Genomic DNA, 26,170 nt, shown 5'->3' on the forward strand with positions numbered 1-26,170 from the left:
CAGAGAACTTAATAATGAACAAGACATTTCTACGTACTTTGCCTTTGCTATTATTACCACTAGCATCGGTTTCTTCTGCAGAACCTTATATTGGTGCTGGTTACTTATACTCTAGTTACGATGACATTAACGTATCTGGTTCTAATAATGGCTACACTATTTACGGCGGCTACAATTTTGCAAAACTCTTCTCTGCCGAATTAGCATACGCGGACTTTGTTGATACGAACTCCCCAATTGACAACTCGTCTATCTACTCAAATGCATGGCTAGCAAGTGGTAAGGTCACGTTACCAATTGCAATTTTCGATGTGTATGGTCGTCTTGGTATGGGTAGATTCTCTAACAGCATCAATACATCTACAGACGTATTCGGTGGTATTGGTGCAGGCGTTTCTTTAGGCCCAGCTCGAGTTGCTTTGGAGTACACTAAGTATGACACTGCGATTGTCAAAGATAGCGTAAACCTTTTAGTTGAATTCCACTTCTAATCACTCAACACTACCAGAGAAAACCAAAGCCAGTTCGCTTTGGTTTTTTTATACCCGCTGTGAACATCTAATCATAAAAAAACCGACCGCTGGTAATCGCGGTCGGTTTTTTGTGGACTCTATGGCTGAATGTGCGTCAACAAATCTTTAAGCTTCTCAAGTGTCATCAATTCAATTTGCCTGACTCTCTCAGCTGAAACCCTATGCCTCTCAGCAAGTTCGTTCAATGTTACTTTTTCTGATAACAGCCAACGACTTACGATAATATCTCGGCTTCGAGCATCTAATTTAGCCAAACCTGCATTCAATTCATCGTTAATGTGCCTATCCCAATCTTGAGTTTCATATTCAATCGCCACATCGAGTTGTGGCTCGGCAAACACTTCACCAGTCGATATGACTTGGTCTTCATCTTCACCTATTTTCGGGTCAATATAGGAATCTCTTGCAGATAGTCGCCCATCCATAGACAGTACATCTTTCTTGCTGACTTTCAACTTACTGGCTAAATTTTCAGCCTCACTCTCACTCATCCACTCTTGAGATTGCTTGTATTTTTTCAGATTAAAAAATAGTTTTCGCTGTGACTTCGTTGTGGCGATTTTTACAATGCTCCAGTTTTTTATAATAAAGTCGGTAATTTCTGATTTTATCCAATGAACAGCAAAGGATACCAACCTGAAGCCCAGTTCTGGGTTAAATTTCTTAACTGCCTTAAGCAAACCGATATTACCAGACTGAATCATATCGACTAACGGTAGACCATACCCGGCGAACCCCTTGGCGATGTAAACAACGTATCGCAGATGAGGCAATACTAATTTTGATATTACATCTTCATTATTGTTGTAGAATAGGTCGTTAGCTAATTGTCGCTCTTCACACTCTTTTAATATTGAGTGCGAATTGACATATTGCATATAGTAAGAAAGGTTTTGGCTATTGTTGAACGAAATAGCAGCATTTGAATGAGACATCATTTCTCCGATATATAGTAGTTTTTATGTAGACTTAAATCGGCGCGAATATTATTGATGTGATAAATCAATATAATAATGAGTTCATAATCTTGAGATAAAGTAAATATAACACATTAAAAACAATGACTTATGATAGTGTTTTGTATATTTTCAAACTTGACTTTGCAATAAAAATTACTGGTGATTAATTAAAATTCACAAACAGTTATCGTTTCTTTATTGTCATATTATGTATAGCAATTTCCCAAAAAGTAACATCTTCCTCGCTCTGTAAGTAGGTTATCAACGCAACACCTTTATATGTTTCATATTTAGATAAGTTACTTACGCAAATCAAACTAACTATTATAGAGAAAGTCATAATGTGTAATCAGAAACCAGCAAATGTAACCATCAATGTAGAAGCAAACCATGATTCTTTGATGTTAAAGCTGAAGCCAACTGGAAAATTAACAAAGGAAGTGGTTACTCAAGTAGCCAATTTGATTGAAACTAGTATTAAGGAAAATGAGGACAAGAAGATTAACCTTCTTGTTGATGCTACTGCTTTCTCTGGTTGGGAATATGAAGCATTTGTGGAAGATATTAAGCTGAGTATTAAGCATCGTAACGACATAAACAAAATCGCATTATTTGGCGATCAAAAATGGCTTGAAATAGCGGCTACATTGGCGTCATTCGCAACCAGTTCAGAGGTGAAGTACTTTACTAACAATCAAGAAGCACAAGGTTGGATTAAACACTAATTGCGCAACTACCCTGTACTGAAACGTGTCAGCCAGTTTGGCTACCACGTTTCAGTAGTACCAGTAACATTATTGGTAATCTTGTCTCTAATATCAGATAGATCACTATAAAAGAATAGCGTTTCGGACAAGTTTAATACCTGTACCGTCGATGCTTCCAAGATCGCATGATAGTAAAACTCTTCCGCCGCAGATGTATTCCCTATTGATTCCGCTACCTTGGCACTAATTATGTAAAACATGATACTACGCCTGTCGTAAGGGATGGCTGTAAGATACTGCTTCGCTTTGTATGGCTCATCTTTACTCATCTCCATCATAGACATCGCTTCCAATAACCTAGGTGTAAGCTGCTGATCTTGAGAAAACTGGTTGATGGACTGCTGCATTTTCTGATTAAGCTGTTCTATTTGATTTATGTTATTGCCATCAGGTTTGATATACATTTTCGATAGAATAAACATATAAGCCGTTGCGATGGTGTATTGATTTTCGGGTGCTTGTTGGGCCGCTAACTCTATCAGTTGTAATGCTTTTTCCTCATGATTCACCTGAAAAGCTGCACCTAATGACTCCAATATAGAAGAAACTGCATTCTCATCATCAGGCAACTCATCCACCAGACTGGCGACCTGAGATTTTCCGACCGAGATATTGAAAGACTCAAGTAGGTCAGTCAGCGATTTTTTTATTGCGGCTTTCACATGCCCTTGTGAAATCTTGTACCGTCGGTCTAGGTGTTTATCACCCGATACTCGATTAAAGTACTCAATTTCTAGATATTGATGACCACCTCGTTCAATCGACGAAAAACGTAACTCGTTGGCCGCGACTTTTGCAGCAGGCCCATCATAGATGATCCTATAATTTCGATAGATCTTTAAATAATCCAACAACTTGCGAGCCATCCCCACTTTAAGGTGGTCGCTTAGGAACTCCTCGTTAGCTTTTACATAAATATATCGAGGTTCAAAAGACAAATAACTAGGTGCTATCGTTGAAGCTGGATGCGCCTCTTTTTCCACACCATTGATGAATACCAGATATATTATTCCTGGAACTAGGCAAAGCAACAGAACAGACGCTATGGCCCAGTGCTTTAAATAGGTGGGCTTTTGTGTCCCACTAAGTCGCATAGGTCTTAATGAACGAGCATTATCAGTATCACTCGTTTTACCTGCTTGTGATGATATTGTCTTATCTTTGTATAGGGGATTCTCTGACTTACTTGGCGCTCCGGCACCTACCCTCCCGCCATCGACTGGTGCGGGGCTTTCGACTTTTCTTTCAACATCCGCATCTAACTTGTAGCCTCTTTTAGGAACAGTAACAATATACCCAAATGGATGACTACCGTGCTGTTTGAGAATTTTTCTTAACTCAAATATCGCCTGAGTAATGACTTGATCAGTTAAGATCGAGCCATTCCAGACTTCATTTATTAATTCATCTCTAGAAAAGACGGTATAGGGATTATCACACAGAAAATGGAACAATCTAGATAGTCGATGATCGATAATAAACTCTTCGTCATCCAAGATAAATTTGTCTTCACTTGGAATAAAAACCCAATCATCAATCGTAAATTGTATCTTCTGGTTCTTCATAGGTTAGTATTAAGTAACTGTAACTTATAAAGAAGTATTGGATACTATTTAGGATATTTCAAAAAAATCCGCCTTACACGGCACGAAAATGACGCACAAAGCGGACCCCGAAAAATCCTGACGTATCGCTTAGAGAATATCTGTTAGTAGAACCCCGACGCCAATACGCTTGTTGTTGTAATTGTAATCGATCAAACTTTCACCATACCCTTGGTAATATTGAACATAACCACGAACTCTCCCTATAAGAGGGAAGCTCATACCTGCCTCAAAGCCACCATAACCGGTACGGAAGTTATAACGAGCTACTCCACTGAACTCTACCGCTTGGTATTTATAAGCAGCGGTTAGTTCAAAGTGTCCCATGTAGTCTTCTATATCGGGGTTATCGTCATCACTGTCAGGGATGCGGTACCAAGGCTCCAAATAAACCATGAGGTCATCTTCAGCATATCCAATACCACCATAAATTCGATTCCAACTGCGACTCAACTCCTGAGTTCGTCCATTAGATTCATGTTCGAAACCAACTCGTGTAAACCACACACCTTCCTTACTCTCTATTGGCAAAGGAGATTCATAGAAAATCTCTGGGCGATAGTTAGTTTCACGGAAAGGAGCTGATATCTCCGAAGAATACGCCTGCCAAAATGACTTTAACGTAAAACCAAAGTAAATCTGATCTTCTTCGTTAAAAATACCATCTTCGACAAGAGGCATTTTAAAACTGATCTGGAACTTGATTTCCTCATCTTTAAGTTCATCAGACTTTCCTTCAAAAATGTCTGATGTGTAAGGCGCCGTATTTACCTGGCTCATTTCCGTAATAGGCAAAATGTAGTTTTGCCTATAGGGAGTAATGACAAACGGGTTATTCTCCGTCTCTTTTTCTAATGAGTGTCGAGTTGGAGAGACATGTTCTGTCGACGCTTGCACTTCACTCAAGCACTGTGCCTTGATCTCATCGAGGTTATCATGTTCAACATCCATGTGAATCTCACGCAACAAACAATTATCAAAGCGTGTGTCGAAACTGGCATCGTTTTCTTGCGCCAAAGCATGCATAGGCCCGAAGGCCACAAGTAGCGCTAGGATTTGAGAATGTCGAACAGATAACTTCATAACTCAACCCTTACATGTACATAGCGTGAAGAATGAAGTCGACGCTTTGCTCAGTAATTCGATTCACGTTCGCATCTAAGATTTTTTGTGTGATCTTCGACTTATCGTTCTCAAGTACGCCATTGTTGTTTACGACAAAAATACGACGAGCAAGTAAGTGGCCGTCATCTTTATCTTTAATATCAACATCCACAAGTAATCTTACTGAACGATCACGAGTACCAGCCGCCTCTTTTGCTAAGGCAACAATTGCACCAATTGGGATAATTTCTCGTGCTTTTACATCTTCACCGATGTCTTCAACTTTAATGATGTTGACGTCAACAATAGCTTGGTGTTGGCTCGCCGCATCTGTTGGGAACAGTTTCGAGCTCTTTTCAGACAAAGTGCCTTTAAGTTCTTGCTTAAAGTTCTCTACTGTTTGGTCTGTTAGCAAACGGTCTATCGTTTTACTAACGTGTACATTAACATCGTGAACGATAATATTCTGATATTCGTCTTTTTTAAGGTCGCTCGAGTGCCAAACATATCCATCTTCATGGGAGTTGTATTTTTGTTCTTCGTATGTACGTCCATCATTTAACGTCACCATTTCTTCTTTATCTGGTAGTGAACCTGCACACCCAGATAGAACCGTGATAATAGATAGTAGTAGTATTTTAGCTTTCATTTCTTTCTCCAGACCTTATTAGTCAATCTTGCTTTAAGAACAATAAATATGTTCAAGTGAATTTCGCTAACAATTATGATTAGCAAAATTAAAAAGTGAATAAACTAATCAGCATACTTCTATTAATGTTAAATTCTCTATTATTTATTGATATAAAAAACCTGAATAAAACCAATGATGGCGTATAAAATAAAAATAAAATCCTTAATAAACAAAGACCTAAAAACCATTCATCGTAATAACCCTAACCCGAGAACAATTAAAAACCGCAAGTTTAGATATAAAACCACCTTTGAATAGATAAATCTAAAACAAAAATACAGAACTAAGGATATTTATTATTTACCATACAATTAGAGCCTTATTATTTCATCATTTTATGTAGCAGTTAAAATTAACATCGAAATCTGGCCTGATTAAATCATCAGGTATATATAAGCTCAACCAACGCCATTTAGGCGTCAATTAATAAGGTATTTAAAATGTTGAAATATGTACTTCCTCTTTGTGTTCTAGCTTCTGCATCGGTAATGGCAGATGACTTTAATCCATCAATTGTTGCCAGTGACGGCTCTCAAGAGCAGAACCAACTAAGCGTTGATGCAGCAATGAGCTCACTTCAAACTGACACAATTCGCGCTAACGAATTCGACTATGTTTTAGTGACTGACGATAGTGTTACTACACAGTTTGATACTTACTTAGATTCTATCTATCGCCAAACTTACATCACTCAAGAAGAAGCTAAAGAAATGGACCTTAAGCCGGGTTATTCTTTCCACGTTTACGACTTTGATTCAGTTCAAGATCTAGAGAAGAAAATCGCGGAGCGTATCAACCAAGATAAACCGATTTACTTCACTGTTGACTACTATCAACACCCTGTAAACCAGTCAGAACGTACTGAATACACAGCGAAAGTAACGCTATACTAATTTTTGTCCCCGATATTGATTCAATATCGGGGGTTTTTTTATCTTTCCTACCTGTTTCCTCATTTCCGCTTTCTATCCTCCACGAATGAAAAGCTTCGTCAGTAGTTCATCGTTCAATTCATCCATTGCCAACCAGTCAACAAGCAAAGGCCCAACTCGGTTATAGTGGTGAAAAAGCGATATCAATTGTGTCAAAGAGTATTGTCTTGGAGTGTGTTAGCTCGAAGGGTTATTAGCTTGAAGAAGTGATGGAACACTTTGAGAAAATAGGAACTTATTAGTGAGGTGTCAGAAAGAGGCATACAAACGTACCTATATTTGCATGCCTAAATTGAGGTTATTGAGATTTGCTTTCTGATATTGGAGCGTTCTTGTTGTCATACACCATACATCCGCTGTCGGGATTACAGTTGACTAAATACACCACTTTTTTACCACAGCCGGACACTCCAACTTGATACTGAGGTACTTCATAACGATAAAGATCGATCGTTTTTTTGTTTAGTACTGTTGTTTGCACAGTTTGGCAGCTTAGTTCAAACTTCGCACGATTCATTGCCGCTTCCGTTGCCATAGATTGGTTTTCATTTAGAAATTCTTGAGTGCTCGTACAGCCCATCATAAAAATAGACGTTAACGTACTGATTAATAATAATTTAGTCTTCATTTGTTTTCTCTAACTGATTGTGTAATGTATATTTGAGGCGTATTAGAACGCCTCGGTAAAGGTGAGATAAAAACCTTTGTCGTTATTACTTCCTATCCCCAAATCCACGCGAACGTTCATTCGCGGTTGAATTTCATACCGATAGCCGACGCCGTAGCTATAGAGAAAGTTCGAGTACAGCTCATCCAATGAACTATCGACGGAACCTACTCCAGCCCAAAATGTCACACCGTGCTTAGTCAAGTGGTCTTGACCGTCTCTCAGGGTCCATCGATATTCCAATGTGTTTTCGATGGCAATGTTGTCGCGATAGCGACCTTGATAGATGCCTCGCATAGAGTCTTGCCCGCCCAAGGTCGGCATGTCATAAAATGGAACATCACCTTGACTCCATTGGAGCTTATTGAATAACGCTAACACCTTGCCTTTTGACAGGGCGTAGTAGTATCGATAATCCACAGATGCTTTTGAGTAATCGTTGTCACTGCCAATGAATGAGTTGTAATCGACAAACTCAATTCCAAGGAAACTCCCTTGCCAGGCATTAACCGTTACATCGCGAGTATCGTATTGCACTGTAAAACCTGCACCGATTGAAAATGGCTTATCACGATAAGTTTGGAAGTTGTCATCGTTTAAGGCACTCGTGGGTAAATCATCATTGCTAGGATCGTAGTAGCGAACGCGAAGAACAGGACCTACGTACCAATGTTGATTTGTTCTAAAGGTCAGATTGGCATCGTAGTTAACAAACTTGTAGTCCAACGACATATCATCACTTGCATCGACTACCTTTCCCTTGTCATAGCCTGTTCCCCAGTAGTACTGGCTTTGATTGCCAAAGCTCAGACTACCTACATAACGAATATCGTTATTCTGGAAAAACAAATTCTGTTTCGAACGTAAACCAAAGCCGATACCAGACTCCATCTCGTTACCAATTGCCACGAGACTGACACTAGAACGTTGTAAGTTGTCACTGTCGCGGTCGGTGCTAAAAGAATAGAGCCCTCCTAACGCGAGCATAAGCCCTGTTTCCGGCATATAGCCAGGGCCTCCTAATATTGAAACCAGTGGTAATCGATTGGTTTCTATAAATGCCTTTTTTTCTTTTTTCAGCCTTGCTTCTTCCCTCTCAAGCACAGCACAGTTGTTAACACACTCCTTCTGAAGCTGTTGATTGGCATCGATTTTTCTATCAAATTCAGCCAATTGAGCTTCTGCTTTCCGAGTATTTTCAACAAATACTGGTTTAGACAGAGAGACTATTGAACTTTGTTCACCTCGCCCTGTATTGGCGTAGCTCTGACTCAACGGCATCACAAATAAAAAGCAAGAGGCTGCAAAAAAAGAAAGCACCATCCTTGGTGCTTTTTGATTGGTTTTCTTCACTATTGTTGCTCTTCTACAAGCTTAGTGTTGGTATCCTCAGTAGATTCACCTGAGTGGTCATCAGCCAGGAATGTATAAACCGTAGGGACGACAAATAAGGTAAACAGAGTACCTACTGTCATGCCCACAGTAATTACTAGACCGATAGAGAAGCGGCTTTGCGCGCCAGCACCAGCTGCTGTCAGTAGTGGTACGACACCAATTACCATTGCTGCTGTTGTCATCAATACTGGACGTAAACGTTCCGCTGCTGCTTTCTTCACTGCGGCAATCTTATCGCCTGCGAATTCCGGCTGGATTTGGTTCGCAAACTCCACGATCAAAATACCGTGCTTACTGATCAGACCGATAAGCGTTACAAGGCCAACCTCAGTGTAGATATTGAGCGTATCGATACCCAAGTACAAAGGAATCATGGCTCCGAATATCGACAACGGAACACTGGTCAATACGATCAATGGATCTTTGAAACTTTCAAACTGAGCCGCTAGCACCAAATAAATGATAATAAGCGCAAGAGCAAAGGTTGAAACCAAGGAAGCTCCTTCTTGGACGTACTGACGTAATTGACCAGATGAGTCTGTTGCGTACGACGTTGGAAGAATTTGTTTTGCACCTTCCTGCATCACTTCATAAGCTTCACCAATACTAACGCCTGGCATCATCTTCGCTTCGATAGTCGCGCTGTTTAATTGCTGGAACTGATCCACGGCTGATGGCTGCACACTTTGCTTGATATCAATAAGCGCTGATAGCGGAACCATAGTGCCGTTATTTGAGCGCACGTAATATTGGTCGATATCATTCCAAGAACTACGGTCAGAGCGTTCTACTTGAGTGATTACCTGATAGCTGCGCTCATCTAATGCGAAATAGTTAATAAAGCCTTCACTCACGTAGCGAGTTAACACATTACCAATTTCTTGCGCGTTCACATTCATCAATGCTGCTTTGTCACGATTAATGGTAATTTCTACCTGAGGCTTATTGAACTCTAAGTCATTCTGAACATAGATAAACTTGCCACTATTGACCGCATACTCTTTCATTTTTTCTGCGTACTGGTAGAGCTCCTCATAGCTTCCCGTCGGCGTTTTCAATACCATTTGGAACGGCAGACCTTGCGATGTACCAGGTAGATCTGGAGGTGAAATAGTAAACACCTGCAGTCCTGGGAAATCGACTATGTCGTTCTGGAATCTTGTCATGATGTCTTTCACTGACGCTTCACGAGAATCCCAATCTTTAAGTACACCTAATCCGAAGAACTTATTGTCTTTTTGGTAACCATTTACCATCATCGACATTTCAGTTTCAGGATAACTGCTGATCGTTTTATCCAACGCTTGAGTGAAATTGCCAAGGTAGTCGGTATTAGCTTGCGAAGGGCCTTGACCCATCATGATTACAACGCCTTGGTCTTCTTGCGGAGCCAATTCACTCGCAGTGTGGGTAAACATGAACACCAACGACACAAGGAAAGTCAGAACTAATGGCCACACCAACAGACGGTTGTTGAGTACGGTCGTTAGGATGTTTTCATAATGATGTGTAACACCAGAAATAACATTATCAATTTTCTTAACCATTGCGCCTTCTAGAATCTGCTTGTTGAGCATTTTAGAAGTCATCATTGGTGTGAGAGTTAGTGCGATAAATCCAGAGATCAATACAGAACCAGCAAGAGTAAACGCAAACTCTGTAAACAGTTTCCCCGTTAGACCACCCATAAAGCCGATCGGAGCATATACGGCAGCCAACGTAATCGTCATAGCGATGACAGGACCAGCGATCTCTCGTGCACTTTCAATCGCCGCTTGTACTGGTGTTGCCCCTTCCTCAAGGTGACGGAAGGTGTTTTCTACAACAACGATGGCATCGTCAACAACTAGGGAGATAGCCAATACCATTGCCAGTAGCGTCAACAGGTTGATACTAAAGCCCATAGACATCATCAAGAACAACGAACCGATGAGTGACAATGGAATAGTAACCAAAGGAATGACCATGGCACGCATTGAGCCCAAGAACGCTAAGATGACGATAATTACGATCACCGCAGCCTCTACAAGAGTCTTGGTTACTTCTTCAATCGAGCTATCGATAAATTTCGTTGAGTCATAAACCACTTCCGCTTTCATACCTAGCGGCAAGCTGTCTTTAATCGCTGGAAGAACGTCGTACAGCCCTTTAACAACCGTTAGCGGGTTTGATGTCGAGGTATTGCTGATTGCTGTTGTGATCGAGCTTGTACCGTTAAACAGTACGCGCGAGTCGTAAGTGTTCGCACCAAGCTCTACCGTTGCTACGTCTTCTAGGTGAATTAATTGACCATTCGCAGCTTTAAGCACCATGTTTTTAAATTCATCAACGGATGATGCATCGGTGTGTGCATTAATATCAATCTCGATATAGTCCGCTTTCAATTTACCCGCAGCACTCACAGAGTTACTGCCCTGGATTGCAGCCTGTACATCGGCAGCCGTTAGACCAAACGCCGCCATTTTGGTTGGGTTCAACCAAATACGCATTGCAAAGTCACTCTGTCCTAGTAGGTCGATCTTTGATACGCCATCTACAGTTGAGAATGTTGGCTTAACCACGCGACTCACATAGTCAGAAATCTGTTGTGTTGCCAGGCGGTCACTTGAAAACGAAACATAAAGGATTGGCGACTGTGATGTCGATTTCAAGATGCTCGGATCCTGCGTACCTGCTGGTAAGCGATATTTCACTTGTTGAACCAGCGACAAGATTTCGGTTAGTGCTTTATCCGTTGGATAATCCAGTTTCAGATTCACCGTAATTAAAGACTTACCTAAGCTACTTTCTGATGTCATGTAGTCAATTCCCTCAGCTTGCGCGATTTGCGCCTGCAGAGGTTGGGTAACATAACCCTGGACACTGGTCGAACTTGCGCCTGGATAGGTCGTCGTAACCGTAATCACACCCGTTTCAATTTCTGGGTATTGACGAACCTGAAGCTCCGAAAAAGCTTTGAGCCCCAGCACCAATAACACCAAGCTCAACACTGTTGCTAGAACAGGTCTCTTTATAAATATGTCGGTAAAATTCATAATTTTGCCTATTTATTACTTAAATGTTTTAGGAAACGGAGTTGAGTTATTGATCTTAACCACGGTTCCTTTCTTAAGTTGTTGTTGGTTGGAAGTCACAACGATTTCGCCTCGCTCTAAGCCTGACACAATACCGACTAAGTCATCTTTGCGAGGGCCAATTTCGACTAACTTCTGCTCGACAACTTGTTGACCATTTTCATTTTTCACGACAAAGACGCTGTCGCCATAAAGAGAGTAAGAGATAGCAACTTTTGGTACGGGAACAATCGCAACTTCACTGCCTAACGTTATTTTTGCGTTGATGTACATGCCACTCACAAGTTGGTTTCCATCGCCTTCTACTTCTGCACGCACACTGATGTTGTGTGACTGCTCATCTGATGATGGCTGGATAGCAGAAACAATCGCAGAGAATGTTTTGTCTCCATAGGCATCATTGGTAAAAGTCACCTTTTGTCCTAATGCAAGCTGTGGCTGAAAGTCTTCTGAAACTGAGATATCGATGAAGTTGTCGTTAATACTTTCTAACTCAACAATAAGTGCACCTGGATTGATGTAATCACCAAGATCGATGGTGCGAATACCTAATTTGCCAGCAAACGGGGCTTTGATGCTCATAAAGTCAATTTGCGACTTAATGTAAGCAAGGTCTGCCGACTCTGCGTCATATTGAGCTTGCGCTTTATCTACCGAGTTTTTTGCTGTGCTTTTGGTTTTAAGAAGTTTCACCTGACGTTGAAGTTCGATCTTTGCCAATTTCTGCTTTGCAAGTTGGCTACGGTATTTTGCTTGTAGTAATGAGTCATCAAGTTGAACGATAACATCACCCTTATTTACCGTTTGACCGGAATTAAAGTTGATTGCTTTAACCTGACCGGAAATTTGACTGGTAACTTCTGTAGATTGTTTAGATGTAATTTGACCTACTGCTTGGATGTTTTGTTCCCAGCTATCTTTTTTAGATGTAATAGCAGTTACAGAAACAGCAGGTGCTTTATACTCGCTAATTTTTTTAGCGATCATATGATTTTTAAAACTATTAAATCCGAAAACAAATAGCAGTATTAATACTACTACAGCTAGGACTATTGATATTGCTTTCTTAGACATAACCTTCACTTAATAATGTTTAACGTTGAGAACACATTTAATCTACCGTGATAGAAAGAGAATTTAATAACTCTTGGATAATCAATGCATAATGTTCAATAAACAAAATATAAACATTAAAAATCAACACCTTACAATAAACAGAGAACGAATAAAATATAAAACAATGATGGTAATTTCATGTTTTATCAAAGGGGAAAGATTAAAGTATCCGGGTACTTAATTAGGAGTAAGACTATGTCAGAAAAAATGCAACATACAAAACACACCACCTCAGAGAAGATGAAAAGAATCTATGGTGATGTAGAGCACAAACACAATAAAGACCACTTGGAATTTGAAGATAAAGTTAAAACTCATCCTCACCAAAAACATGGTGGTAAAAACGAAGGCCATAAACATTTAGTTAATCACCACTCAGATGGTCATCATGACAAACATCACCATGATAAAAAGCACAGCCACAAAACTTCTTCTAGAACTCATCATAAAACAAGTTCTAAGTAAGAGAATTAATATATCCCTAGCGTAATAACTGCGCTTATAAAATAATATTTGGAATCGAAAATGAATCGTAATGACGAAAAACAGCTAGAAACGCTTAGTCCATTTGAAGTAAAAGATACACTGATGAAGCTTGCTGCTGAAAACAAAGATCACGCTATGATAAATGCTGGTCGAGGCAACCCAAACTGGGTAGCGACAGTGCCAAGAGACGCATTTTTCCAGTTAGGTATGTTTGCTCTACAAGAATCTAAAGCAACCTACTCTCAATACCCTGGTTTTGGCGGCATGAGTGAAAAAGACAATATCTCAACGCGCTTTCTGTCATTCTGTGAAGACCATGAACAGAATGAAGGCGTTCGTTTTCTTCTAAATGCATTTAGCTTCTTAACAACTGAACACAAACTTGATGCGGATGAGCTCATCTATGAATGGGTAGAAGGCATTCTGGGCGATAACTACCCTGTACCTGATCGCATGCTTAAAAACTGCGAGTTCATTTCTCGTAAATACATTGAACAAGAGATGGGCAGCAAAGCTGGTTTACCAGACTCTCACTTTGATTTGTTTGCTGTCGAAGGCGGCACTGCTGCGATGGTATATATCTTCAACACATTGAAAACCAACCGTCTTCTAAATAAAGGAGATAACATTGCCATTGGTGCACCAGTGTTTACACCTTATCTAGAAATGCCAGAGCTTGAAGACTACAGCTTAAATAAAGTAGAGATAATGGCATCAGAAGAGACACAATGGCAAATCCCAGATAACGAACTAGAAAAGCTTCGTGACCCTAAAATCAAAGCCTTCTTCCTCGTTAACCCAAGTAACCCAGCTTCAGTGAAACTGAGCGATGAAACACTGCAAAAAATTGCAGATATCGCCAATGAGCGCCCAGAGCTGATCGTGCTTACTGATGATGTGTACGGTACGTTCACCGATAACTTCACCTCTTTAGCAATGTTAGCACCTAAAAATACTATTCTGGTGTACTCATACTCGAAATACTTCGGTGCAACTGGTTGGCGTTTGGGCGTAATTGCCCTAAATGAAGACAACAATCTTGATAAGATGATTCAGGATCTACCAGAATCTACACGTCAAGAACTGACTCAACGCTATAGTGGTATCAGTCTTGATCCTGCAAATATCAAGTTCATCGACCGACTTGTTGCTGATAGCCGTGCAGTTGCTCTAAACCACACTGCTGGACTGTCTACTCCACAACAAATCCAAATGGCACTGTTTTCTCTGCTTGCTCTACTAGAAGGTGGTAAAGAATACCAAGATAACGCGAAACGCATCGTACGTGCTCGCTATCACACACTCATGGAAAAATCGCTGACTGAGCCAACCATCGCTGAAGACAACAGTAATGGCGCTTTCTATTACGTTGAGATTAATATCCAAGACCTAGCAACATCTGCGTACAGCAGTGATTTCTTTGCCTGGATGCAAGAAGGCTATGAACCGCTAGACTTCCTAGTTCGCCTAGCCGAAGAAAGTAGTATTGTGGTCATGCCTGGTGGTGGTTTTGATGCTCCAGAATGGTCACTACGTGTCTCTCTCGCTAACTTGCCACAGTCGGCTTATGCGACAATTTCAACAGCAATCAATGCCGTTTTAGAAAGCTACTATCAAACTTATTTGAACAATCGATAGTCAATTCTTAGCGCTGAAAGCCTCGTTACAAAAATGTATCGAGGTTTTTTTTGTATTTTCACCAATACTATCCAATACTTCTTTATTAGATACAGTAAGTTATGAATGGTCTATGAAAAATCAAAAAGTACAATTTAAAATAGATGATTGGGTGTTTTATCCATACGAAGACAAGTTCGTTTTACATGGAGAAGATATCGTCATTGATAACAGGCTATCCAAGCTTTTTCACTTCTTATGTGAAAATCCCGACACCGTGTTCTCAAGAGACGAACTTATTAACGAAGTGTGGAACGGGTCAATCCTAACAGACCAAGTTATCACTCAAGCTATTTTTGAGCTAAGGAAGATACTCAAACAGCACGGCAACCACCCATATGGCTACATTGTCACGGTTCCAAAACGTGGATATAAGCTCGATGCGACTGTTGAAAAAGTCATAGAAACACCTCAACCTGTCATCGAAACCACTGATTCTGTCTCTGAAAAAATTGATGCTTTGCGAGACGAGTCGGCACCTGAAACAACCGATATCGTTCTCCCTGAAGCAGGAGCGAGCACGGAAGTCGAAGCCTCAGCGGCTGAGCCAGTACGTCAACGCCCCGCCATGCAAACTGCAACAAAGAAAACTGGTTTTAGGAAGCGCTGGATTGCAACCGCGGCATTACTCGTTATCGGCATAGGTGTGGGTGCAAGCTATCTGCACGTAAAGCAAAATGATCGAGCCGCTGCAAAAGTCATCGAGCCCATTGCCACACCAAGTTACCTATCTCTTGAACCTCGTTATATTCACGTCATTCTTGAAGATGGAGTCCTACGCGATGATCTGAAAGTAGGGTTTACCAAAAAGCTTTTGGAACTGCTTAAAACCTATAAGGATTATCGTGTCATCTATGACGGTCCAGCATCTAAAGTAGCGGCAAATGAACTTAAATTTGCAGCATCCAAACGCGATAACCAAGACTACATTGAAATTGAATACGTGAATCGCATATCTGGTCATAAACATCTTGATCGCAAATATCGAGTTACAGAAGACATGCTGAAGCCGTCTTTGAAAAAGTCGTTAGACGATTTGTTGGATTCATTTAATATCGAAATTGAAAAGTCACTAATCGCGGATTTGGTCGATGAACTTCCTAACGAAGCTGCATCAATTGAGTCAGCTTTGACGTCTATTGGCGCGTCTTATCATGACTATACTCATACCAGAGCCATTGAGCTCATTGAAGAGGCCAAAAAACTTTCGCCAGACAACCCTTACGTTGTCGCAACCGGCTATATTTTTAACGTGTCCAGAATGTACCTTGATCCGCCACACAACATGGCACAATATCTAGAGCAGTTAAACACAGAGACTTTGCTGAAGTTTGAACAGTTTGCTAGCGCCAATCAAACTACGCCAAGAGTTCTTGAAGCTAGTGCTATGATGGCGTTGACCAACGATGAACCATTGCAAGCGAAGACCATATTACAAACCATTCCTCATGAACGGCGCACTGTGTTTTTCTATATTTTAAATGCGAAAGCCTCAGAACTAACAGGCAATAGAGACGCGGCTGAAGAGTTCTATTACCACGCTGTCCTAGAGTCCTCAACTATTCAAGTTCTAAATCTATCTGAAGTGTTGTTCTTCAATAGCGACCTTTCCGATATCAAGAAAAAGGTAGAAACAAGCTTAAGCGAGAATGACGCAGTATAAGTCAAAAAGGGCAGCGTGGTTAATACCACACTGCCCTTCTATACACGGAGGATTTGGAACAATCACTACCATCGATAGGTCAACATAGCCATTACGCTTTTTCGACCTTCACCAATATTAGCCTCAGCGGAGACACCATAGCTTCTCGCTAAGTTCCAGTTAAAGCCAACAATGCCTGACCAATCATTCGTATTGTACTGATCAATGCTGTAACTCAAGCCTTGGATATCTAACGCATCTGTTTCACTTGTTGTACCGGTGTTATTCATATACGAAACACCAATGTATGGACTAAATAGACCCCAGTTTTCAATGTGATAAGACCGTCCTACACGAGGGCTCACAGCAATGGTTTGGCTCGATGTACGACCATCATCAGTTTGAGACCATGTATAACTGATTGGTAACACACCAAAGTATTCTCCAAAACCAGCAACAAAGTTCGTCGATATTCCATAGTTCCAACCCTTAAATTCTGGAGAAAAAGATAGAGAGGGTAGGTTGTTCAATGCATTCGATAACTTGTCACCACAGTAGTCATTGAAGCGGTTACACGTCACTTTAGAATTCGCTAACTTGTCAGATAACGTACCAGGGAACACCGAGCCAGGTATTGTTACATTAAGATCCGTATTACCATCAAAACGCCCTACATGGGCGCCTACTTGCATGAATGGAAATAACCAAGCGGCTGCTCTTAGTTGCAATGTCGCAGTTTTGACATCAGGATTGCCAAAGTCGATTTGGTTTAAATCAACCACATCACCTAATGACACATTGCCTACATTAACATTTAGATTATTAAAGCCAATATTCTGCTCAGTATAAGTAGGAATAATCGACAATGAAAAAGGCAACGGTAAATCAAAGCCCAGGTCAATTGCATTCTGAGCGTAAAATGGAAGCGCATGTTGCCATTTCCTATCGAGCTTTTTCTGTTCTGTTAGCTCTTTAGTTGCTACAACATCGCCAGTTCGTGTTGCATTTCTCGCTTCTCTTCGTGCCTGCTTAATATCCTCTCTCGATTGCAACCAAATATCTTCATTATTTAGCATTGTGCTATCCGCATAACTCGGTGAAGAAATAATGGCGAGAAGAAGTGTCGACAATACTGCCTTTTTCATTCTGATTACTCTTATAATGGTTAATATATCGTGATCATGTATTTTATTTAGTACTCACAAATATATTGAAAACTGAGATTAGTTAAGAATTGTGTAACCACGCTCTTTCATACAATTGCGCATAACGGTATCTTTCTCACTTTGGTAATTCGCTTCAGCTTGTTGTTTTTCAGCAGAACTGCCTAATACACCTGTTACTAAACCAATTCCTGCGCCAATTCCTGCGCCTTCTGAACCAGAACCACCACCAATTGCGGCTGCACCAGCACCTAAGGCAGCAGCACGTCCCATATGTTTAATCGTAGTGCGTCCTGTACCTTCAACATTTTGCTGTTGTACTTGGTCACTTAATTGTTGACATTGATACATATCTGCACTGTATTTCTCTTGGTCAATACCTTTTGTATCGATGATTAGATTATCGGCAAATACTTGAGGAGAAATAATTAAACCGATAAGGAGAGTTAGCTTTAGACTTTTCATGTTAATTCCAGCTTGTTGGTTGATTTACAACTACTCTAACTGAAAATTCCGCTACAAAAATCAACGTAAAATAAAGGTTAAATAATAGCTTTTTAAACCTCATAAAAATCATAAACCAGCTAGATAAAACCTCATAAAGAGGCGATAAAATCCCAATAAAAACACATAGTAATCCATTGTTTTATATGTAAAAAATAAAATATAGCAGAGTCTAATTTATCCATGATTACAAGTGGTAACTCATGACATAAACTTCTCGAAAATTCTAATTCAACAAATACATCGGAGAAGAAATGTCAGCTTCATCATATTTCACCAATGCAGAGTCTAAAGATAGTCTCTCGCACTATTTAGGCTCTATTAGCAAGTATCCATTACTTAGTGAAGAAAAAGAAAGAACACTAGCTAATAAAGTAGTTACAGAAAATTGTTCACAATCGTTAAATGAGCTGATACTGCCTCATTTAAGATATGTTGCTTACATTGCCAAAAATTTCGTTGGCTACGGTATGTCTACTTTAGACATTATTCAAGCTGGCAATGTTGGACTAATAAAAGCAATAAAGAAGTTCAACCCTGCTCGAGGAATTCGATTAGTTTCTTTCGCTATTCACTGGATAAAGTCAGAAATTAACGAATACATAATCAAGAATTGGAGCATGGTAAAAGTTGCAACAACGAAAGAACAGAGAAAATTATTTTTTAACTTGAGAAAGCACAAAAATGATTCTGGCTGGGTAAGTGAAGAACAAGCGAAAGATATTGCGAAGAATCTAAAAGTACGAGTGAGGGATGTATTTGTAATGGATGGACGACTATCTAATAAAGATAAACAGTTAGAAAGTCATAATTATGATGAAGAATTTCACTGCCCATATACTGAAGACAATTATTTTCGCGAGCATCGCGACGATTTCGCAGACAATCATGAAGAAGAAAATTGGAGTAACCACCTATCTTCTGAGCTAAAGATTGCAATACAAAAGTTAGATGAGCGCAGCAAAGATATTATTTTTCATCGATGGCTAACCAACGAAAAAGCCACACTCTCAGAGTTAGCAGACAAGCACCAACTATCCGCTGAGCGAATTCGTCAAATTGAAGTCGCCACGTTAGCAAAGCTAAAGAACCTAATGGGTCACATACCGATGGCTAACGCAGCCTAACACTGTCATTACAACAATATTAACTACCTTTACGGCATTAGAATGAAAAACACATTTAAAATTACACCGCTTATTTTATTAGCCATAGCTAGCTCGGTAAAAGCGGATACTTTGACTGAAATCTACGACTTAGCTAAGCAAAACGATCCTCAGTTACTTAAAGCTTCTGCACAAAGAGACTCTGCCTTTGAAGCCATTAACTCTACTCGAAGTGCACTACTACCTCAGATCGACCTAACAGCAGGCTACGCGTATCAAGATAGCGATCGTCACACAACCGACGGAAGCACCACGGATCTGAGCTTAGGATTGTCCCAATCCATTTATGATCGCAGCAGCTGGATAGCCCTCACTATCTCGGAGAAAAGTGCCCGTGAAGCCGATGCACGCTATGCGTCTACACAGCAACAAGTCATCTATAACGTCGCCGAGGCGTATTTTAATGTATTGCGTGCCGAAGATGACCTGCGGTTTATTCAAGCCGAGAAACAGGCCGTGGCAAAGCAACTAATGCAAACCGAACAACGTTTTGATGTTGGTATTGCTCCAATCACCGATGTACAAGATGCACGAGCGCAATATGACAGTGTTCTAGCTCAGGAAATCCAAGCCAAAAACAATGTCGAGAACGAATATGAAGAGTTGCGAGCCATTACAGGACAACAAGCGAGTAATTTGGCTGTGTTAGATACTGCTCGATTCTCTACTTCGTTACCAAGTAAAAACGCTGATCAACTCGTCGCACAGGCGACAAATGAGAACTTAGATCTTTTGGCAAATCGCATTCAAAAAGATGTTGCCAAGGAACAGATCTCTCTCGCTCAATCTGGCCATCTACCGACTATTTCACTGACATCGGACTATAGCTATACAAAAAACTATAACGAACCTAATGACCCAGTTACGGGTGCACAAATGGATGATGATGAAAACCTATTTAACCTAGGAATTTCGATCGATTTACCAGTGTACTCTGGTGGGCGCATCACATCTGAAGCCAAGCAGGCTGAATATCAATTTGTTTCTGCGAGCCAAGATTTGGAATCGACGTTCAGAGAAGTACAGAAAGATGTTCGAGCCATTAATAATAATATTCGTTCTTCCATCGGTTCTATCCAAGCCTATAAACAGTCAGTTATCTCCGCGGAATCAGCCCTTACCGCCACTCAAGAAGGCTTTAATGTTGGCACCCGCACTATCGTCGATGTTCTAGAGAGCACTCAGAACGTCTATCAAGCAAATAAGAACCTGTCTGACGCACGCTACCAATACATTTTATCGCAAGTGCAGCTCAAACAAGCGATAGGAACTTTGAGCGAGCAAGATATCGTAGACATCAATGCTGGACTAAAGAAGGTCAACTAAAGCAGTTCCTTCATCAATTACGCCCATCCATTGACTGGCATGGGCATGTTTTCTACAAGGAACATGAACAAAACTTCGGATTAACAATGAAAATAACAAGTAAAAACGTGCAGCTCCCACCTAAAACGACATCACTTATTGCAGATAAATATCAACACTTAGTGGACCGTAATTTAGACCTACTCTTTAGTCGTTGTGAGGTCGTCTTTCATAATGGTTTTGGCGATTATGAGGTGTCGTTAAAGGTGCACTTAGAAACACAATCTTTCTATGTCCTTCGCACTGATTTGCTACTCGATAATGCTATTGAAGACGCTTTTCTGTCGCTATATTACAAAATCGAAAAATATGAAAACAAGTTAGCCGCTAAACAGTTTTTTCGTTCTAAACTTCAGAAAATTCTACGATTTTTGAGTAGCAGCAAGGCGAGGCGTTCAGCAAAAATTACTTACTAACGTTGGGTTGGATTATGCAAGAAAGATGGATGTAAATGAGCTGGGTGGTTTATGGATAGGAAGAGTCGGCATTATTGGATTGATGTTTCCGATAGCCTCGCATCCTGCGAGGCCGATGATCGACTTAGCTGCCAATTAAGTTGAATAAACTCGCATCATATGCCGCTAACATCTTTTCAAACAGTCCAATCGGGACTGCGTAGTAGACTAACGTATTCTTGGACAATACAGCAATTGCATTACCATCACATTCATTCAATACTTCAGTGGGCTCACTGTTCATTCTTTTAGTACACGTGCAGTAATCACCTAAGATTATATGTTCATCAACGCCCACTTCGCTCGACATATCTTTACCTCTTTACATTGTATTTAGAGCAATTGTTCTAATAATTTTCTCAATACATTTAACTTCATGATAGTTAATGTTTTTCCACAAATGACTGCCATTTTGAGAACTCTACCAAACCAACGCCGAATGATGTCTCCATAAGCATAAGACAGATGACATGCTGCTTTTCCATATGGCTGAAGTCGACAGAAGCAAGAACAGGCGTTGATCAGTGGCTCACCGCATTTTATCAATGAGTTAAAACATGCGGCAAATTAAACCTAAGAAACGAGCAACACATCTAAACCTGCTACGCTTCGCATGCTTCTTTCTAACGTTCCTTCCATATTGACCACACTATGATGCTTGCCCAGTATAATCAGATCAGCGTCCACAATTTCGATTACAGCATGCATCTCCCGGCTAACATCACCGTTTTTTATGTAGATATTTTCCTTCGAGATCGGGTAGGCACTCACGATAAATTCCAGCTCCTTTGTATCGTGTTTTTGCTCAAGTTCAGCAACAAACTCTCTATAAATATCTCCCCAGTATGCTAAAGAATATGGGTTGTATTCCACATTTGGGTGAACGTAAACCAGACTGATTGTCGCTCCTAAGCTAAATGCTAGGTCAGTGGCATTTTTGATGAGCTCAGCGTCACTATGCTCGAAGTCTATCGCTAAAAGTATATTTTTGTATTTCATATTACCTCAAGAATTTTCAATCTATTGATTGGTGAATTTTTAATCCAAACATTCTTTAAGTTAATACGAGGAAGAATCTAATAAATAAGATAGCGATAATATCCCGATAGTATTTCCACTGGAAAGAACTGTTTTTTTAATAAAACCTAAAAAACCAAAACAAAAGCTAAACGCTCATCAACAAGACCACATAACCAACTGTTTTAAAATGAATATTTTTAATTTATACAGTGTTTACCTACTAATGATTTAGAGGTAAGCGGTTTGTTTTAATATTTTGCCTCACCTAAAAACACTAATACTCACGTATCTATTTTAATGGGAAATATAAATGCAAATCACATCTATGCACGTTGATATCACTCCATCTATGAAAACACTTATCGAAGAGAAGTTTGCTCATATTCAAGGGCACTTTCATTCTATCGATCAAGAAAAATGCCATATTATCTATCATGAGAGTTATCGTCTGTTCGAAGTTGAGCTTACTGTACATCTCGATCATGAACAGTTCTTCACCAAAAAGTCTAACGCGACATTCGCAATTGCTCTGCAAGAAGCGACCCAAGCAGTTTTACACTCATTAGAAAAACATAAGACTAAGCTGTCTGCTAAACATCAGAACCATCACCACAACGAACCAATGTAACGGTCTGCCAATGATAGAAAAATACCAAACATATCATTGCAACCTGTGTGGCAATGAAGTCGAAGTGACATGTGTTGGCGGTGGTCAATTGACGTGTTGCCAGCAGTCAATGCAAGTGAAAGAGATGGATAGCGTCTCTATCTATCTTAAGAAAGCCTTTGAAGGCGAGGCAGTGGCGTTTACGAAGTATAACTTATACTCGAAGCTCGCGCGAAAGTCAGGCTATCACCATATCGCTGATCAGCTTGCACATATTGCCGCCAATGAACTGGTACACGCCAAACTTCATTTCAAACATATAGAACAACGCACGTTAGGAGCTCGCTTAACCGATATTGCCGCTGCGTTAAAAGACTGCATCGATGGCGAAAGTTTTGAATCTGTCGCGTTTTATCCTGAGTTGTCTGAACTCTGCAACTCGCACGGTGATTCAGTAGTCGCGGATCACTTTCTTAATATAGGGGCGATTGAGAAAACGCATGATGAGCGTTTATCTAATTTACTCTATCGACTTGAGTCAGGTTTTGAATTCGAGAGCCTAATACCAACTGAATGGATTTGTGAAAAGTGTGGTCACACACACATCAGCCCCAAGGCATTCGATGAGTGTCCCGTTTGTCACCATGATAAAACTTATCAAAGACGAATGGCGGAAACTAGCCACCGGATTGCGATTTTATAGCCAGGAGTAATTTTGAGTAAACGTATAAAAAAACTCGTTTTTGAGGGAGTCGTAGGCTTGTTTTCTCTGGTTACGATTTTGGCTTATGCCGCAAACGCTCAGCCAGAAAACACTGGTGAAGTGACACTTTCACAGCCAATTGCTACAGCTAGTTTTGAGTCTACTATGACGTGTTCAGAGTTCCTCGAATTAGACTACGACCTGATGCCTGTAACGTTAGGTTACCTAGTTGCATGGAATCATAAATCCAATAGTGAAGTGCAAGTGTTCGATATCACTCAATTAGATGCTATTGAAATTGATGAAATCGTCGACCAATGCCACAAAGCTCCTGCTGCACGAGTACACAAAGTTGTCGCAAAGCAGGTCGCTGATGCTAAATCGGAACAAATCGAAAAATTACTATAGGTATCAATGATGAATAATTCTAACGTTGTCGCAATTGCACACACACATCTGGATGCAAAACATATTGTAACCACCTTAGTCGACCAGGGATTTCCTATAGAGTGCATATCTATCATTGGGAAGGGCTATGAAACGGAAGAGCACGCTACCGGTTTCTACAACACAGGCGACCGCGTCAAAAACTGGGGGAAAACAGGTGCCTTCTGGGGCGGGATTTGGGGCGCACTTGTGGGCTCTGGCTTATTTTGGTTACCGGGTATCGGGGCGGTTGTTGCCGCTGGCCCCATTGTGGCTGCTGTTGCAGGTGCTGTTGAAGGCGCTGCAATAACAGGTGGAGTAACAGCCATCGGTGGAGCATTAGCCAGTATTGGTATTCCAAAAGACACCATTGTCAAATATGAAACCGCCATCAAAACTGACAAGTACTTAGTCGTATTCGATGGTGAAAGTGAACAACTAAAAAAAGCACGCAACTTTGTCCAAAACCACAAAGGCAGCACACTTTAATCCAATCGGCACATGGATGTGCACTTCCTATATATTAGCTATAGTCCTTTGATATGTTTCATTTTATTTTTTTGTTATTTAAATTATAAATGACTTACCGCCATTTGATGCCTTTGCTCTATGACAAAGTTACACTCTCTCCCGTACTGAAACGGGTTGAGAACCATCATTAGGTAGCCGTGATTTCTACTTAATGATGGTTTGACACCTTTCTAATTGAAGTCACAATTTTACTCCAACCATACCCACTGCATTATCAACTACTAGCCTTTTCTGATGTTAGTGCTATCATCGCTAACGATGACACCTAACCAAACACTATCTGGAGGAATTTGATGATTGTAATGCGTACCCACTTGGTAAAGTTGGTTTAATAAAGCGAATTAATTAGCAAACAACACTCTCATTTCGTTTAGAAATCGATCATACTTTACCCGGTGTTCCTTTACCGGGGTCTTAGTGCACCCGCACACACTTACATCGGTAAGTACCTGACCCTATTTAAAATTGCATATTTTGTGTATTTTTAGGTACTAACAATGAGTTCTATTTTTACCCATCCAATCTCAATTAACGAACTTGGTTGGAAAACATTTTTTCAACAGCAACTGACATTAGAAGAATACGACGGTATCGTCCTAGGGCGCGTCATTGCGCATCATCGCAGCGGATATGTTGTCTGTACGGAACAACAAGAGTTCCATCTAGAACATCACATTCATTATCCTCAGATGACTGTTGGTGACTGGATTTTACTCGATGAACAACATCGATTTCTTCGCCTTCTTGATCGCCGTTCTTTGTTCAGTCGCAAAGCGCCTGGTTCAAAAGTAGATGAGCAATTCATTGCCGCCAACGTAGACACGGTTTTTATTGTTTGTTCGCTCAATTACGACTTCAATCTAAGTCGGATAGAGCGTTACCTCACTCTGGTGAATGAAGCGAGATCCGAAGCGGTTATCGTGCTAACCAAAGCAGATCTCTGTAACGATGTAGATGACAAGCGACAACAAGTACAAGCGCTTGATCCATTCTTGATCATTGAAACTGTGAACGCACTGGATAGCGGTACGTTACAAGGATTGCGCTCTTGGTGTGGCAAAGGACAAACCGTTGCCTTCATGGGCTCATCTGGCGTAGGTAAATCCACCTTGGTGAACAGCCTGATGGACGACCAAACACAGGCAACAGGGTCAATTCGTGAGGATGATAGCAAAGGTCGTCATACTACGACGTCTCGCTCGATGCACAAGATGCCAGAAGGCGGTTTGTTACTCGATACCCCTGGAATGAGGGAAATTCAGCTAACCTCGAGTGAAGAGGGATTAGCAGAAACGTTTAGTGACGTTGAACTTTTGGTCGAGCAGTGTCGATTTAGTGATTGCCAACACACCAATGAACCCGGCTGCGCGGTGCGTAAAGCACTTGAGAATGGAGATATCGACGCAAGGCGCGTAGATAACTACTTTAAACTGATGCGAGAACAAGCTAGAAACAGCGCTTCATTAGCGGAGAAAAGAAGTAACGACAAACAACTTGGCAAGTTTTATCGTTCTGTTCAAAGCGAGAGTCGACATCGTAAAAAAGGCTATTAGCATTAGTCATTTAACGTTGTAAATATGAAT

26 protein-coding genes are annotated in these 26,170 nt (G+C 40.6%); 14 read left to right on the forward strand and 12 right to left on the reverse strand.

What is annotated here, in order from left to right; translation table 11 throughout:
- Positions 1-14: 14 nt before the first annotated feature.
- Positions 15-491: an outer membrane beta-barrel protein gene (locus HOP38_RS17955; protein ID WP_006070213.1), complete on the forward strand. Its 477-nt coding sequence runs from the start codon at positions 15-17 to the stop codon at positions 489-491.
- A 119-nt stretch (positions 492-610) separates the two neighbouring features.
- On the opposite strand, the gene rpoH is transcribed toward HOP38_RS17955, so the two are convergent.
- The gene (gene rpoH / locus HOP38_RS17960) at positions 611-1,468 is read right to left on the reverse strand and encodes an RNA polymerase sigma factor RpoH (protein ID WP_198558614.1); all 858 of its coding nucleotides are present in this window, start codon (positions 1,466-1,468) and stop codon (positions 611-613) included.
- Between the two features lie 365 nt (positions 1,469-1,833).
- Here rpoH and HOP38_RS17965 point away from each other — a divergent pair, with 365 nt between their 5' ends.
- Positions 1,834-2,217 (forward strand): SpoIIAA family protein, encoded by a 384-nt coding sequence (locus tag HOP38_RS17965; protein ID WP_006070215.1) that lies wholly within the window; start codon positions 1,834-1,836, stop codon positions 2,215-2,217.
- Between the two features lie 41 nt (positions 2,218-2,258).
- Here HOP38_RS17965 and HOP38_RS17970 read toward each other — a convergent pair whose 3' ends face one another.
- From HOP38_RS17970 to HOP38_RS17980, 3 genes are all read right to left on the reverse strand, one after another.
- Entirely contained in the window at positions 2,259-3,824 is a 1,566-nt protein-coding gene (locus HOP38_RS17970; protein WP_198558615.1) for a winged helix-turn-helix domain-containing protein, read from the reverse strand.
- Between the two features lie 129 nt (positions 3,825-3,953).
- Positions 3,954-4,946 carry a phospholipase A gene (locus tag HOP38_RS17975; protein ID WP_198558616.1) on the reverse strand — a complete coding sequence of 331 codons (993 nt, stop codon included), beginning with the start codon at positions 4,944-4,946 and terminating at the stop codon, positions 3,954-3,956.
- 10 nt (positions 4,947-4,956) lie between these two features.
- Positions 4,957-5,616, reverse strand: coding sequence for a DUF3313 family protein (locus HOP38_RS17980; protein WP_006070218.1), 660 nt, complete (start codon positions 5,614-5,616; stop codon positions 4,957-4,959).
- A gap of 482 nt (positions 5,617-6,098) precedes the next feature.
- On the opposite strand from HOP38_RS17980, the gene HOP38_RS17985 reads away from it, so the two are divergent.
- Entirely contained in the window at positions 6,099-6,551 is a 453-nt protein-coding gene (locus HOP38_RS17985; protein WP_006070219.1) for a DUF2536 family protein, read from the forward strand.
- A gap of 337 nt (positions 6,552-6,888) precedes the next feature.
- Here HOP38_RS17985 and HOP38_RS17990 read toward each other — a convergent pair whose 3' ends face one another.
- Genes HOP38_RS17990 through HOP38_RS18005 form a run of 4 tightly spaced genes read right to left on the reverse strand, consistent with a single transcriptional unit; the run spans position 6,889 to position 12,800 of the window.
- A complete protein-coding gene (locus HOP38_RS17990; protein WP_006070220.1) occupies positions 6,889-7,218 on the reverse strand; it encodes a hypothetical protein in 330 nt (109 codons plus the stop codon).
- Positions 7,219-7,260: 42 nt separating this feature from the next.
- Positions 7,261-8,610 carry a BamA/TamA family outer membrane protein gene (locus tag HOP38_RS17995; RefSeq protein WP_198558617.1) on the reverse strand — a complete coding sequence of 450 codons (1,350 nt, stop codon included), beginning with the start codon at positions 8,608-8,610 and terminating at the stop codon, positions 7,261-7,263.
- Positions 8,610-11,687: an efflux RND transporter permease subunit gene (locus HOP38_RS18000; RefSeq protein WP_038230851.1), complete on the reverse strand. Its 3,078-nt coding sequence runs from the start codon at positions 11,685-11,687 to the stop codon at positions 8,610-8,612. The genes HOP38_RS17995 and HOP38_RS18000 overlap by 1 nt, the downstream gene beginning before the upstream one ends.
- Before the next feature lie 15 nt (positions 11,688-11,702).
- Positions 11,703-12,800, reverse strand: a complete 1,098-nt coding sequence (locus HOP38_RS18005; protein ID WP_038221943.1) for an efflux RND transporter periplasmic adaptor subunit — start codon at positions 12,798-12,800, stop codon at positions 11,703-11,705.
- A 237-nt stretch (positions 12,801-13,037) separates the two neighbouring features.
- Here HOP38_RS18005 and HOP38_RS18010 point away from each other — a divergent pair, with 237 nt between their 5' ends.
- From HOP38_RS18010 to HOP38_RS18020, 3 genes are all read left to right on the forward strand, one after another.
- Positions 13,038-13,307, forward strand: coding sequence for a hypothetical protein (locus HOP38_RS18010; RefSeq protein ID WP_006070224.1), 270 nt, complete (start codon positions 13,038-13,040; stop codon positions 13,305-13,307).
- Positions 13,308-13,367: 60 nt separating this feature from the next.
- A complete protein-coding gene (locus tag HOP38_RS18015) occupies positions 13,368-14,966 on the forward strand; it encodes a bifunctional aspartate transaminase/aspartate 4-decarboxylase (protein WP_198558618.1) in 1,599 nt (532 codons plus the stop codon).
- A gap of 112 nt (positions 14,967-15,078) precedes the next feature.
- Complete coding sequence (locus HOP38_RS18020; RefSeq protein WP_198558619.1) at positions 15,079-16,668, forward strand: winged helix-turn-helix domain-containing protein; 1,590 nt, start codon at positions 15,079-15,081, stop codon at positions 16,666-16,668.
- A 65-nt stretch (positions 16,669-16,733) separates the two neighbouring features.
- On the opposite strand, the gene HOP38_RS18025 is transcribed toward HOP38_RS18020, so the two are convergent.
- Together HOP38_RS18025 and HOP38_RS18030 are read right to left on the reverse strand one after the other, a co-directional pair.
- Positions 16,734-17,792 (reverse strand): hypothetical protein, encoded by a 1,059-nt coding sequence (locus HOP38_RS18025; RefSeq protein ID WP_124941645.1) that lies wholly within the window; start codon positions 17,790-17,792, stop codon positions 16,734-16,736.
- Between the two features lie 78 nt (positions 17,793-17,870).
- Positions 17,871-18,275 carry a hypothetical protein gene (locus tag HOP38_RS18030; protein ID WP_006070228.1) on the reverse strand — a complete coding sequence of 135 codons (405 nt, stop codon included), beginning with the start codon at positions 18,273-18,275 and terminating at the stop codon, positions 17,871-17,873.
- Between the two features lie 293 nt (positions 18,276-18,568).
- Here HOP38_RS18030 and HOP38_RS18035 point away from each other — a divergent pair, with 293 nt between their 5' ends.
- The 3 genes from HOP38_RS18035 (at position 18,569) to HOP38_RS18045 (ending at position 21,261) form a co-directional block, all read left to right on the forward strand.
- Positions 18,569-19,441, forward strand: a complete 873-nt coding sequence (locus HOP38_RS18035; RefSeq protein ID WP_006070229.1) for an RNA polymerase factor sigma-32 — start codon at positions 18,569-18,571, stop codon at positions 19,439-19,441.
- 42 nt (positions 19,442-19,483) lie between these two features.
- The gene (gene tolC / locus HOP38_RS18040) at positions 19,484-20,806 is read left to right on the forward strand and encodes an outer membrane channel protein TolC (protein WP_198558620.1); all 1,323 of its coding nucleotides are present in this window, start codon (positions 19,484-19,486) and stop codon (positions 20,804-20,806) included.
- 86 nt (positions 20,807-20,892) lie between these two features.
- Complete coding sequence (locus HOP38_RS18045; protein WP_006070231.1) at positions 20,893-21,261, forward strand: hypothetical protein; 369 nt, start codon at positions 20,893-20,895, stop codon at positions 21,259-21,261.
- A 124-nt stretch (positions 21,262-21,385) separates the two neighbouring features.
- Here HOP38_RS18045 and HOP38_RS18050 read toward each other — a convergent pair whose 3' ends face one another.
- Both HOP38_RS18050 and HOP38_RS18055 read right to left on the reverse strand, forming a co-directional pair.
- The gene (locus tag HOP38_RS18050; RefSeq protein WP_006070232.1) at positions 21,386-21,610 is read right to left on the reverse strand and encodes a hypothetical protein; all 225 of its coding nucleotides are present in this window, start codon (positions 21,608-21,610) and stop codon (positions 21,386-21,388) included.
- 263 nt (positions 21,611-21,873) lie between these two features.
- Positions 21,874-22,299, reverse strand: coding sequence for a universal stress protein (locus HOP38_RS18055; protein ID WP_006070233.1), 426 nt, complete (start codon positions 22,297-22,299; stop codon positions 21,874-21,876).
- 331 nt (positions 22,300-22,630) lie between these two features.
- Between HOP38_RS18055 and HOP38_RS18060 the strand changes: the two genes are divergently transcribed.
- The 5 genes from HOP38_RS18060 (at position 22,631) to rsgA (ending at position 26,140) form a co-directional block, all read left to right on the forward strand.
- Positions 22,631-22,948, forward strand: coding sequence for an HPF/RaiA family ribosome-associated protein (locus HOP38_RS18060; RefSeq protein ID WP_038230859.1), 318 nt, complete (start codon positions 22,631-22,633; stop codon positions 22,946-22,948).
- Between the two features lie 10 nt (positions 22,949-22,958).
- On the forward strand, positions 22,959-23,630 hold the full coding sequence (locus tag HOP38_RS18065) for a ferritin family protein (protein WP_198558621.1): 672 nt from the start codon (positions 22,959-22,961) through the stop codon (positions 23,628-23,630).
- Positions 23,631-23,642: 12 nt separating this feature from the next.
- Complete coding sequence (locus tag HOP38_RS18070; RefSeq protein ID WP_198558622.1) at positions 23,643-24,038, forward strand: HdeA/HdeB family chaperone; 396 nt, start codon at positions 23,643-23,645, stop codon at positions 24,036-24,038.
- Positions 24,039-24,047: 9 nt separating this feature from the next.
- Entirely contained in the window at positions 24,048-24,545 is a 498-nt protein-coding gene (locus HOP38_RS18075) for a DUF1269 domain-containing protein (RefSeq protein WP_038230861.1), read from the forward strand.
- 539 nt (positions 24,546-25,084) lie between these two features.
- On the forward strand, positions 25,085-26,140 hold the full coding sequence (gene rsgA, locus HOP38_RS18080) for a ribosome small subunit-dependent GTPase A (RefSeq protein WP_198558623.1): 1,056 nt from the start codon (positions 25,085-25,087) through the stop codon (positions 26,138-26,140).
- Positions 26,141-26,170: the final 30 nt, after the last annotated feature.

Origin of the sequence: Vibrio mediterranei (genome assembly GCF_013364395.1) — a bacterium.
GTDB lineage: Bacteria > Pseudomonadota > Gammaproteobacteria > Enterobacterales > Vibrionaceae > Vibrio > Vibrio mediterranei.